10 protein-coding genes are annotated in these 12,191 nt (G+C 63.2%); 8 read left to right on the forward strand and 2 right to left on the reverse strand.

Going from position 1 to position 12,191, the window contains the following annotated elements; all coding sequences use genetic code 11:
• Positions 1–78 precede the first annotated feature (78 nt).
• The 6 genes from ACSR1C_RS14420 to ACSR1C_RS14445 all read left to right on the forward strand — a co-directional run bounded on the left by ACSR1C_RS14420 (position 79) and on the right by ACSR1C_RS14445 (position 7,755).
• Positions 79–1,416 carry a Rieske 2Fe-2S domain-containing protein gene (locus ACSR1C_RS14420; protein WP_460260073.1) on the forward strand — a complete coding sequence of 446 codons (1,338 nt, stop codon included), beginning with the start codon at positions 79–81 and terminating at the stop codon, positions 1,414–1,416.
• Positions 1,417–1,524: 108 nt separating this feature from the next.
• Positions 1,525–2,433 carry a DMT family transporter gene (locus ACSR1C_RS14425; protein WP_460260074.1) on the forward strand — a complete coding sequence of 303 codons (909 nt, stop codon included), beginning with the start codon at positions 1,525–1,527 and terminating at the stop codon, positions 2,431–2,433.
• A gap of 121 nt (positions 2,434–2,554) precedes the next feature.
• Positions 2,555–3,490, forward strand: a complete 936-nt coding sequence (locus tag ACSR1C_RS14430; RefSeq protein WP_460260075.1) for a TAXI family TRAP transporter solute-binding subunit — start codon at positions 2,555–2,557, stop codon at positions 3,488–3,490.
• A gap of 138 nt (positions 3,491–3,628) precedes the next feature.
• Complete coding sequence (locus ACSR1C_RS14435; RefSeq protein ID WP_460260076.1) at positions 3,629–5,530, forward strand: TRAP transporter permease; 1,902 nt, start codon at positions 3,629–3,631, stop codon at positions 5,528–5,530.
• A 73-nt stretch (positions 5,531–5,603) separates the two neighbouring features.
• On the forward strand, positions 5,604–6,551 hold the full coding sequence (locus ACSR1C_RS14440; RefSeq protein WP_460260077.1) for a PDR/VanB family oxidoreductase: 948 nt from the start codon (positions 5,604–5,606) through the stop codon (positions 6,549–6,551).
• Positions 6,541–7,755 (forward strand): Gfo/Idh/MocA family protein, encoded by a 1,215-nt coding sequence (locus ACSR1C_RS14445; protein ID WP_460260078.1) that lies wholly within the window; start codon positions 6,541–6,543, stop codon positions 7,753–7,755. The genes ACSR1C_RS14440 and ACSR1C_RS14445 overlap by 11 nt, the downstream gene beginning before the upstream one ends.
• Before the next feature lie 23 nt (positions 7,756–7,778).
• Here the strand turns inward: ACSR1C_RS14445 and ACSR1C_RS14450 are convergent, their stop codons facing one another.
• Together ACSR1C_RS14450 and ACSR1C_RS14455 are read right to left on the reverse strand one after the other, a co-directional pair.
• Positions 7,779–8,843 (reverse strand): OmpP1/FadL family transporter, encoded by a 1,065-nt coding sequence (locus tag ACSR1C_RS14450; RefSeq protein WP_460260079.1) that lies wholly within the window; start codon positions 8,841–8,843, stop codon positions 7,779–7,781.
• Positions 8,844–9,319: 476 nt separating this feature from the next.
• Entirely contained in the window at positions 9,320–9,772 is a 453-nt protein-coding gene (locus tag ACSR1C_RS14455; protein WP_460260080.1) for an Lrp/AsnC family transcriptional regulator, read from the reverse strand.
• A gap of 172 nt (positions 9,773–9,944) precedes the next feature.
• Here ACSR1C_RS14455 and ACSR1C_RS14460 point away from each other — a divergent pair, with 172 nt between their 5' ends.
• Both ACSR1C_RS14460 and ACSR1C_RS14465 read left to right on the forward strand, forming a co-directional pair.
• On the forward strand, positions 9,945–11,174 hold the full coding sequence (locus ACSR1C_RS14460) for a thiamine pyrophosphate-dependent enzyme (protein WP_460260081.1): 1,230 nt from the start codon (positions 9,945–9,947) through the stop codon (positions 11,172–11,174).
• Between the two features lies 1 nt (position 11,175).
• Positions 11,176–12,189: an alpha-ketoacid dehydrogenase subunit beta gene (locus ACSR1C_RS14465; RefSeq protein WP_460260082.1), complete on the forward strand. Its 1,014-nt coding sequence runs from the start codon at positions 11,176–11,178 to the stop codon at positions 12,187–12,189.
• Positions 12,190–12,191 lie beyond the last annotated feature (2 nt).

The raw sequence follows: 12,191 nt of genomic DNA on the forward strand, positions 1-12,191 counted from the left end.
CGTCGGCTTGACAGAGGTGGGAAGGAATAGTAGTTAGATGACTAAGCTTTTTCGAGACAGATTTCGGGAGGACCGCAGATGCTGACCAAAGACGAAAACGAACTGCTGTGCCGGGTCGAGGGCGACGCCCCGATGGGCCAGTACATGCGCCGCTACTGGGTGCCGGCCGTGTTGTTGGAACAGGTCGAGACGCCGGGCGGCAAGCCGGTACGGGTGCGCCTGTTCGGCGAGGATCTGGTGGCGTTCCGCAATACCGAAGGTCGCGTCGGCGTGATCGGCGAATTCTGCGCGCATCGCAAAGCATCGCTGGTTTACGGCCGGAACGAGGATTGCGGGCTGCGCTGCCTGTATCACGGTTGGCTGTTCGACCCGGATGGCAACGTGACCGATATGCCGTCCGAACCAGAGGGCAGCGGCTTTGCCGACAAGGTCAAGCACAAGGCCTATCCGGTACGCGAAGCCGGCGGTTTCGTCTGGGTCTATATGGGCCCCGAAGGCGAGATGCCGGAATTCGAGGCCCCGGCCTGGGCGCCGAGCGACAAGGCCAAGGTCAGCATCGTCAAGATCGAGTTGCCCTGCAACTGGGCTCAGGTTCTGGAAGGGCAGATCGATTCAGCCCATTCGTCCAGCCTGCATTCGTCGGACATGAAGCCGGCCCGTACCGACGGCGCCAAATCGACCGAGGCGGGCTGGACCCGGCCCTCGACCGACAAATGCCCGCGCATTCAGGTGCAGCTGACCAATTACGGGATGCGCTATGCCGCGATCCGCAAGCCGCTGCTGAACCCGCAGACCCATGACTATGTGCGCATCACCACCTATATCGCGCCGTTCACCGCGTTGATCCCACCCAACAACGCCTATTACATCACCAGCGTGATCGTGCCCCGCGACGACACCAGCACCTATTTCCACTTCATCGCCTGGAGCGAGGAAGAGGGCATTGATCAGGATGCCTGGCGCCAGTTCAACCGCGCCACCGTGGGTGTCGATCTGGACGAGCATTACCGCAGCGTCGCGCGGACGCCGGACAACGATTACGGCCAGGACCGCGACTTGATGGCGGCGGGGAATTTCACCGGCATCACCGGCATCCCGCATCAGGATATCGCCATGTGGGAATCGATGGGCGTGATCGCGGATCGCACCTCGGAGCGGCTGGGCGCCAGCGACATTGCGGTGGTGCAGTTCCGCCGCCTGATGCTGAGCGCGCTGCAGAAGTTCCAGCAGGGCGCCGTGCCGCTTGGCCTGGTCGAGCCACACATTCCGACCGCCGATATCCGGTCGTATCAGGGGCTTGCGCCCAAGATCGACGATTGGCGTTATCTGGGCGTCATGGAAAAGGAAAAGCTGCTGTTGGACAATCTTGAACTCGACGATGTCGAGAAAGAGATGGCCGAGGCAGCCGGGTCCTGACCGGCGCGTATTCCTGACTTAGACGGACCGCCCCGCGCGTTTGCGTGGGGTGGTCCTGCTTGGTGTGGCGTGCCAGAAGGCGGGTGCGGCAGCGGACGGAGGTTCTGCGTGATCGGTGAACTCTTCGCGGTCTTTGCGGCGCTGGCCTTCGCGGTTTCCGGCATCGCCATCGCCAAAAGCGCCGCGACCGAGCGGCCGAGCGGCGACAATGGCGCGTTTCTGTCGGTGCTGCTTACCGCCACGTTTTCCTTTCTGTTGTGGTTGTTGTTCAGCCCGCCGCAAACCGGCACGCTGTCGCGGCCCGAATGGGCGGCGGGGATCGGTTTCTTCCTGCTGGCGGGGGGGCTGGCCACGGTGATCGGCCGGCTGGCGATGTTCGAAACCGTGAAACTGGCGGGCGCGATCAATGCCAGCATCCTGCGCCGCCTGGTGCCGTTCTTCGCGACGATCCTGGCCTTCGTTTTCCTGGGCGAAGCCATTTCATGGCTGACGGCGGCCGGGATGGCGGTGATCCTGGGCTCGATCCTGGTGGTGATCTTTGAAAAAGCCCCGGCCGGTGCGGTGCTGGCGGGGCGGCAGGGGCTGCGGTTCGGGCAGATCCTGGGCGTGGCCTCGTCGCTGTCCTATGCTGCGTCTTTCGTGGCGCGCAAACTGGGGATGTCCTATATTCCCGACCCGTTTCTGGGCACATGGGTCGGCGCGGTTTCGGGGCTGATCTGGTATGCCGGGGGTGCGGCCTGGGGCGGGCGCTATCGCGACGCGGTGCTGCATGTGTTCCGCGATACGCGCGGCTGGCAGCTGCTGGCCGCGGTCACCATGTCGGTAGGGCAGATTTGCCAGTTCACCGCGCTGCGCCACGCGGATGTGGCCACCGTGTCGATCATTGGCGCGTTCGAGGTTTTCGTCAGCGCCTTTCTGGCCGCCTATGTGTTTCACACCGAGCGCAAACCCAGCCTGATCACGATCGCGGCCTCGGTCGTTGCGGTCTGTGGCGTGGCGCTGGTGGTCCTGTCTTAAGCTGCAGTGCGGCAAGCCTTTGTGGCGTCATAATTAAATTTTCTAGACGGCGGGTCGGGTTTGGCTCATCCTCTAACAGTTAGCCTGCTAACTAATAAGTGACTTCAAAGGGAGGAGAACCATGCGAAAGCTGGTCAAGACTGCTGTTTTCATGTTGGCGATGTCGGTGGGGTCCGCCGGGGCGCAATCACTGGGAATCGGCGCGGGATCGCAAGGGTCGCAGAATTATGCGCTCAACGCGGCCATCGGGAAATTTCTGAGCGAAAAGGCGGGGCTGGACGTGCGCGTCCAGTCCTTCGGCGGATCGGGGGGATCCATGCCGCTTATCGATGCCGGGCGATTGGATCTGCAGGCGATTGCGGCGCCGTCGGTCTATTCGGCGGTTCTGGGGGAGGAGCCGTTCGTCGGGCGGGCGATGGAAAACCTGCGCGTGCTGGGCGTGGTCGGCCCGTCCAGCTACGGGATTTTCGTGCGCAAGGATTCACCCTATCGGACGGTCGCCGATCTGAAGGGAAAATCGATCACCTACGGCTTTACCAACCAGCCGTCGCTGACGGCGCAGGTCGATGGCATCCTGGCCAATAGCGGGCTGAGCATCGACGACCTGAAGCCGGTCATGGCGCCATCGGTCACGCGGGGTATCGACGATTTCATCGCCGGAAACGCCGACGCGGCCTTCATGTCGCTCAACAGCGGCAAGACGCAGGAGGCGGACGCCGCTGTGGGGGTGCGCTGGCTGGCGCTGAAACACGGCCGGGACGGGGAAGAGGCGATGCGCAAGCATGTGCGCGGCGCCTATGTCCAGACCATCGAGCCGTCGGACAAGGTGTTCGGCATCGACGGGCCGACGCCGATGATGTCGTATGACTACATCATCATCGCGGGCGCGCATGTGGATGACGAGACGATTCATACCATCGTCAAGGCGATCGGGGACAATGCCGACGACTTTCGCACGATCCACAAGACCGCCGCCGGTTTCAGCCGCGACACGTTTTACAAGCCGATGGACGGGCTGATCTATCATCCCGGCGCGCTTCGGTATTTCTCCGAATAAACGCGCCGGCATCACCATCACGAGCTAAGGCAAGGGGGCCGTGCCAGTTTCGGCGCGACCCCCCCGAGAGCCATTGGAACAACGTTCACGGATTGCCGGGCGTGTTCCGTACCGCATCTTTGAAACAGGGGACCGCACGTGTTCACTTCTCCATGCCGGACTATTCGCGCAGGGCTGCAAATCGCCATTGTCCTGGCGGCCGTTTTCTATGCGCTTGATCTGTTCCGAAAGTTTTTTGACCTGACGATTTATGGCGAGCAGTTGCTGGCACCTTGTCTGGGTGCGGCGCTGGCCGTCACCTTTCTGGATCTGGTCATCCGGGCCGAAACGCGGCGCGTGATCCCGCACGCGCTGTATCTGGTCGCGGCCGGGCTGGCCGTGGCCGCGTCGGTCTATCTGGCGCTGAGCTATCCGCGGCTGTCGATGCTGGCGACGATGCTGCCCCGCGACGGGCTGATCGCCGGGGCGATCCTGTTGGTGTTGCTGCTGGAGGGGCTGCGCCTGGCGGCCGGTCTGGGCATTCTGGTGGTGGTTCTGGCCTTTCTGTCCTACGGGTTTCTGGGTCACCTTTACCCCGGTCAGTTCGAGGCGCGCTATACCAGCCCGGCAGAGCTGGCGGTGTATCTGTCAATCGACGCGAACGGGATGCTGGGCGTTGCGTTGCAGGTCGCCGTTGTGGTCGTGGTGCCCTATGTGCTGTTCGGCCAGATGCTGTCGCGGCTGGGAGCGGCGGATTTCTTCAACGATGCGGCGATGTCGGTCATGGGCCGCTATCGCGGCGGCACGGCGAAAGTGGCGGTCGCGGCGTCGGCCCTGTTCGGCAGCATTTCGGGCAGCGCGGTGGGCAATGTCGTCGGCACCGGGGTGGTAACGATCCCGATGATGAAACGCGCGGGCGTGCCCGGGCGCTATGCCGGGGCGATCGAGGCGGTGGCCTCGACCGGCGGACAGCTGGTGCCGCCGGTGATGGGTGCGACCGCCTTCATCATGGCCGATTTTCTGGGCGTGTCTTATGGAAAGGTCATGCTGGCCGCCTTCCTGCCGGGCGTTCTGTATTACCTTGCGCTGTTCCTGCATGTCGATCTGTTGGCCGCGAAGGACGGGGTCACGTCGGTGGACAAGGCTGATCTTCCTTCGGGTAAGGCGACGCTGCGCGGCGGCTGGTATTTCCTGCTGCCCTTCGCGGCGCTGTTCTATCTGCTGTTCGCCAAACACATGCGCCCGGAAATGGCGGCGATGTGGGCGGCGGCGATCCTGCTGACCGGGCATCTGATCTTCGGCTACAAGGGCAGGCGGATCGGGCTGGCCGCGCTGCCCGGCGTGGTCGCGGGTGCGGGCGGCGCGGCGACGCAGCTAATTATCGTCTGCGCGGGGGCGGGTGTGATCATCGGCGTGCTGAACCTGAGCGGCCTGGCGTTCAACCTGACCATGCATATCATCGGCGCGGCCGGCGGCAGCCTGTTGTTGCTGGCGTTGATCACGGCGGTAATCAGTATCGTGCTGGGCATGGGGATGCCGACGGTGGGCGTTTATATCCTGCTGGCGACGCTGGTTGTGCCGGCGCTGATCGAGGCCGGTATCCCGGACATGGCGGCACATCTGTTCGTCTTCTATTTCGGGCTGATGTCGATGATCACGCCGCCGGTCGCGCTGGCCTCTTTCGCGGCGGCGAATATCGCCCAGGCCAGCGCGTGGCAGACAAGCTGGGCGTCGATCCGTCTGGGCTGGACCGCGTTCATCGTGCCGTTCCTGTTCTTGTTCGCGCCGGCGCTGCTGTTGGAGGGCGATCCGGTGACGGTCGGCTGGGCGGCACTGACGGCATTGGCGGGCATCTATGGGGTGACGGTCGGGATGGTCGGGTTCAACTGTGTGCGGCTTGGCCCGGCGACCCGTCTGGGCTTTGTCGCCGCCGGGTTTGCGTTGTTGATCCCGAGCGAACTTTTCAACGGTGCGTTGGTGCTCAACCTGGTGGGGCTGGTTGTCCTGGCCACGGCGCTTGTGCTGTGTCAGGTGCGGCGTCGAAGGCAGGGGCGAACCTGATCCGCCTGGCCCCGTCTTGACATGAATAATTAGACTGCTAAGTAATAAGCGGTTTTGAAGCAGGAGGGTGATCGTGAGCGAGCAATCATTTCATACGATGCGGGTGGCGCAACGCCGTATGCTGACCCCGACGATTTGCGAGTTCACATTGCTGCCCGAAGACGGCGGTCCGCTGGTCGGGTTCGCTCCCGGCGCGAATGTCACGGTGGAAACGCCGTCGGGGGCGATGCGGCGCTATTCGCTGGTCAATGACGGGCGTGCGCCGGAAAGTTATGTGATCGCGGTCAAGCTTGAACTACGTTCACGGGGCGGGTCGTCGTCAATGCACGCGGATGCGGAGGAGGGTACGGTCCTGCGTGTTTCGACGCCGGAAAACAGTTTCCCGCTGAAAGACGCCGCAGAGTATCTGCTGATCGCCGGCGGCATCGGCGTGACGCCGATCTATGCGATGGCCCGGCATCTGAAGCGCGAGGGCAAGCCGTTTCGCATCGTCTATTGCACCCGCGCGGCGGAAGAGACGGCCTATCGCGATGAAATGGCCCAGGCCTTTGGCGATGCGGTCACCTTTCATCACGATCAGGGCGACCTGTCGCAGGTCTATGATTTCTGGCCCGAATTCGAAGAGCCGGGCAAGCAGCAGGTCTATTGCTGCGGGCCGCAGCCGCTGATGGAAGAGATCACCGCGCTTTCGGGGCACTGGCCCAAGGGCGCGGTGAATTTCGAGGATTTCAAACCGGTCGATGCGGTTCGCGACGATGACACGCCGTTCACGGTCGAGATCGTCAATCTGGGCCGGACGGTAGAGATTCCCGCCGACCGCTCGATCCTTGAGGCACTGCGCGAGGCGGGGATTGCGACGGTCAGTTCCTGCGAAAGCGGCACCTGCGGCACCTGCCGCTGCAAACTTGTTTCGGGCAAGGTGGATCACCGCGATCTGGTGCTGAACGACGCTGAACGCGCGGACAGCATCATGATTTGCGTGTCGCGCGCCGCCGAGGGGGATCTGGCCATTGAATTGTGATCCGTCAGCGCCGCTGCGTCTGGGTGTCGTCGGGCTGGGCCGGGCCTTCATGCTGACGCTACCGACGCTGCGCGCGGATGATCGGGTGCGGCTGGTCGCGGCCTGCGATCCCCGCGCCGAGGCCCGCGCGGCGTTCGAGGAAGAATTCGGCGGCAAGGGCTATGATGAGATCGAGGCGCTGTGCCGCGATCCGGCGGTCGAGGCGGTTTATATCGCCACGCCGCATCAGCTTCACCCCGCGCATGTGGCGGTCTGCGCCCGGCACGGCAAGCATGTTCTGGTCGAAAAGCCGATCGCGGTGTCGATCGAGAACGGGTTGCAGATGGTCGCGGACTGCCGTGCGGCGGGTGTGCATCTGATCGTCGGGCCGAGTCACAGTTTCGATCAGCCGGTCGGGCAGGCGCGCGCGGTGATCCGCAGCGGCGCGCTTGGCGCGGTGCGGATGATCCATGCGCTGAACTATACCGATTTCCTGTACCGCCCGCGCCGACCCGAGGAATTGCTGACGGCGCAGGGCGGCGGCGTGATCTTCAGCCAGGCGGTGCATCAGGTGGATGTGGTCCGGGTGCTGGCGGGCGGCAGGGTCGACAGTCTGACGGCTGCGGTCGGAATGTGGGATCCGGCGCGCGGATCCGAAGGCGCCTATACTGCGATGCTGCGTTTTGCCGGGGGTGCCGTGGCGACCCTGACCTATTCGGGCTATGCGCATTTCGACAGTGACGAATGGCAGGACTGGGTGGGCGAGACCGGCCACCCCAAGAATGTCGGTTCCTATGGCGCGGCCCGGCGCGGTCTTGCCCGGCTGGACAGCCCCGAGGAGGAGGTGCAGGCCAAATCAGCCCGCACTTATGGCATGGCCCCGGCGGCCCCGGCGGCGCCTTATAGCGAGCAGTTCGGCCCGGTCATCGTGTCATGTGAAAAGGGCGATATCAGGCTGACGCCCAAGGGAATTTGGATCTATGGCGACGAGCGCAAGGAATTTCGCCCGGCCGCTGCGCTGCCCGGCCCGCGCGCGCCGGTGCTGTCTGCGCTGATCGCTGCGGTACGCGACGGGATCAGCCCGTTGCAGACCGGGGCCTGGGGTGTCGCCAATCTGGAGGTTTGCCACGCGATCCTTGCGGCATCGGCCAGTGGTGCAAGCGTGGCGTTGGCCCATCAGGTTGCCGCGCCGGAGTGCGACGGGCAGGGGCCTGCGAGGGGATAAGGCCACCCCCCGCAGGCTGTTTTTCAGAACTTGTAGGCGACCTTGGCGCCCAGACCCCAGGCCGAGTTGCCGGTCCAGCTGCCGGTTGCCGGGTTCACGGCATCGCCGATGTCCAGATAGTTCACACCCACGGTGTACTGGGCCTTGTCCGCGTTATAGATCGCGGCCAGCGCAACGCTGGTGAAGCCGTCCACCGGGTAAAGCGGGTCGAAGCGGGAATTGGTGCCGGGTTCATAACCCAGTTCCACCACGCCGATCCAGCGGGGCGAAAAGATGCGGCCAGCCCCCAGACGATAGGTCGTCAGGTTTTCCACGTCCTGCAACAGGAAGCCAGACACCGGCAGGGTCGGTTTGACATCGTCCCAGTTCACCCAGCGGGCACCGCCGAAGATGAAGGTCTGCGGGTTGAGGCCGGTCTGAAACTCGAAATTCACCGATTCCGGGAATTTGGCCTTCCAGGTGCCGGGAACGCCCATTTCGACGACGTCATGTTCGTGCTCGATGCTGGAATGATAGGTCAGCGAGGCGCGAAGATGGATCTTCGGGATCTCATAAGCGGCGCCCACAGTATAGCCGAAGGCCCAGGCGGTGTCGGTGGTGAAGTTGTAGTTCGGGGTCGGCCCCAGGTTGGGGGACATGAGCAGCGGAACATACAGGCTCGTCTTGTGCGACTGCGCCCGCAGGCCGCCATAGACGCTCCAGTTCTCATCGAACTTGTAGCGCAGCAGGGTGGTTACGGCGCTCGTGTTGATTTCTGCGGTCAGGCCTTGATAAATGCTGGGGCCGCGATAGGCGGCCTCGGCGTAGAACGGTTTGTCCAGGATAATGGCATAGGACAGTTTTTCGTTCAGATCCGCCTTGATCGCGGCGGTGAAGAAGGTCGGATCGCCGGCAGCTTCCCCGGTGTCACCGCCAAGGAAATCCTTACCCGAGACATCCGATTGCGCGATCGTCATCCCGAGTTCGACGTGGTTTCCGGTTTCAAACAGCGGGGTAATGCTCTGGCCCGACAGGTCCTGGTTGCCGCCGCTTGCGGTTGTGGTCGCCATAAGGAGCGTAATGCCCGCAGCGCCAATTGTATTTTTCATGTCTCTCTCCCTCATTTAAGTGTCGATACGTTTTGGCCGCCGGTGCCCGGCAACCGGGCAAACGCCGGCCCTGTGAATCGGGGCAGTTGATCTGCCCTTGCGCGTAAAGTGCGATTTCGTGCTCTCTGTCCTCCTCCGGCGCGACTGTCTTTGGCGATGCCGATCAGACGGTCATCTCGCGCCACTCCGCGCTCGCGGCTTTCGCGGGGGTTCATCATCACCCCTGCCAACCGCATGAGCGGAACGTCCGTGCTATTTTCCTCCCCTGTTCTTACCGGGCCGCAGGTCGTGTGGATGGTCAGTGGACCCACGTATTCTAGATGGTAAGCTGACTAAGGGAAATATTACGTGACGTAATCATATACTATATAATATTAATATCGATATTTTGGGTGTGGCGAAAACGCCACCACACCGCCGCCCGATTACCCGAGGCGGGGGCATATGCCGGGCAACCCGTGCGTCCGGGGGGATGTTTAGATTGGCAAGGCGGTCGTCATCTTCACGCGCTTGAGCGCGAAGCTGGAATTGATCGACGCCACGCCGGGCAGGTGCAGCAGCACCTTTTTCAGGAAGGTCTCATACTCGTCTATACTGCCCGCGACGACGCGCATGACATAGTCGCTTTCACCGCTCATGGAAAAGCATTCCACAATCGACGGGTAGTTCTGCGTCGCACGCTCCAGCGCTTCCAGCGTTTGTTCGTCGTGCTGTTTCAGGCGGACATGGGCGAAGACATCGACGCTGAGGCCCAGCAGCTTGGGGTCGAGGATCACCGCGCGCCCGACGATCACGCCGTCTGCCTCCAGCTTTTTCAGCCGGCGCCAGCAGGGCGTGTGCGACAGGCCGACCTTCACCGCCAGTTCGGCGATGGGAAGGCTGGGGGAGTTCTGCAGGTGGCGCAGAATGTTGCGATCTGTCTCATCCACGCGATTCGGATCCTTCATGTTCAATTCATCGATTCAGGCGAAATTCTATCCTAATAGTGCGCCTGTTTTCGCTGTGAGCATCCTAATATAGGATGTGGAAAGGATAAAAAAGCAAAGAAAATTCCGGCAACCGATGGCATCCTAGCGCGAACTGAGAACGCGGGAGGTCCTCATGTCCAATCTGCCCAAGCTGCAACTTCATGTGCCAGCGCCACCGGCGCGCCCGGGCGATCCGGTCAGCTTTGATCATATCGAGATACCCGAGGCCGGGTCGGTGCGCTGCCCCGACATTGCCGTGGCCGAAGCCGAAATTCGCGATTTGCCTTATACGTTGGTGCGTGTGCTGGACGATGACGGCGCGGCGGTGGGTCCGTGGGATCCGAAACTGTCGCCCGAAACCCTGCGCATGGGGCTGCGCGCGATGCTGTTGACCCGCGTGTTCGACGACCGGCTGTTCCGGGCCCACCGCCAGGGCAAGACCAGCTTTTACATGAAATCCACCGGCGAAGAGGCGATCGGCGCGGCGCAGTCGCTGGCGCTGGGGGCAGGGGACATGTGCTTTCCCACCTACCGGGTGCTCAGCTGGCTGATGGCGCGGAACTATCCGCTGACCGATCTGGTAAATCAGATATTTTCCAACGAAAAGGACCCGCTGAAGGGCCGCCAGCTGCCGATCCTGTACTCGGCACGCGACTATGGGTTCTATTCGCTGTCGGGCAATGTCGGCAGCCGCTTCGGCCATGCCGTGGGCTGGGCGATGGCGTCTGCCTACAAGGGCGACGACAAGATCGCGCTGGCCTATATCGGCGACGGCACCACCGCCGAGGGCGATTTTCACGAGGCGCTGACCTTCGCTGCGGTCTATCGCGCGCCGGTGGTCCTGTGCGTGACCAACAACCAGTGGGCGATCTCCAGCTTTTCGGGCATTGCCGGCGCGAACGAGACGACCTTCGCCGCCAAGGCGATCGGCTATGGCCTGCCGGGTTTGCGGGTCGACGGCAACGATTTCCTGGCGGTCTGGGCGGCGACCCAATGGGCGCAGGAGCGGGCGCGCACCAATCACGGCGCCACGCTGATCGAATTCTTCACCTACCGCGCCTCGGGCCATTCGACCAGCGACGACCCGACCAAATACCGCCCCGCCGACGAGCCCGAACACTGGCCGCTGGGCGATCCGCTGGAGCGTCTGAAACAGCATCTGATCGGCTTGGGCGAGTGGGACGACGCGCGCCACGAAGCCCTGACCGCCGAGCTTGACGATGCCGTGCGCGCCGCCGTCAAGGAAGCCGAGGCCGTGGGCACGCTTGGCAAATCCAAGCCCAGCGTCAGCGAGATGTTCGAGGATGTCTTCGCCGAGCCCGACTGGCGCCTGATCGAACAACGCCGCGAACTGGGGATCTGACATGCCGGTAATGAACATGATTCAGGCGCTGAACGATGCGCTGGATGTAATGCTGACGCGGGACCCCGACGTTCTGATCTTCGGCGAGGATGTGGGCTATTTCGGCGGCGTGTTCCGCGTTACTGACAAGCTGCAGGAAAAGCACGGGCTGACCCGCTGTTTCGACACGCCGATTTCCGAGGGCGGGATCATCGCCACCGCGATCGGCATGGGGGCCTATGGCCTGCGCCCGGTGCCCGAGATCCAGTTTGCCGACTATATCCTGCCCGCCTATGATCAGCTTGTGTCCGAGGCCGCGCGGCTGCGCTATCGCTCGGGTGGCGAGTTCACCGCGCCGCTGACGGTGCGTTCGCCCTATGGCGGGGGCATCTTCGGCGGCCAGACGCACAGCCAGAGCCCGGAGGCGATTTTCGCCCATATCACCGGCCTGAAGACGGTGATCCCGTCCACGCCCTATGATGCCAAGGGCCTGTTGATTGCGTCGATCGAATGCGACGATCCGGTGATCTTTCTGGAACCCAAGCGGCTTTATAACGGGCCGTTCGACGGCTATCACGACCGGCAGCTGAAAACCTGGGCCGATCATCCCGCGGCCGACGTCCCCGAGGGGCATTATACCGTGCCGCTGGGCAAGGCCGCGACGGTGCGCGAAGGCGGGGATGTGACCGTTCTGGCCTATGGCACCATGGTGCATGTGGCCCTGGCCGGGATCGAGGAAAGCGGCGTCGACGCCGAGCTGATCGACCTGCGGTCGATCGTGCCGCTGGATATCGACGCGATCGTGGCCTCGGTGCAGAAAACCGGGCGCTGCATCATTTTCCACGAAGCGTCGCGCTATGGCGGTTTCGGCGGCGAGCTGTCGGCGCTGGTGCAGGAGCGTTGCTTTTATCATCTGAAAAGCCCGGTGGACCGTGTGGCGGGGTGGGACACGCCCTATCCGCATGCGTTCGAATGGGATTACTTCCCCGGCCCCGGACGGCTTGCCGCCGCCCTGCGTCGCGCGATGGAGGGTTGAAC

Source organism: Actibacterium sp. D185-2 (assembly GCF_054954595.1).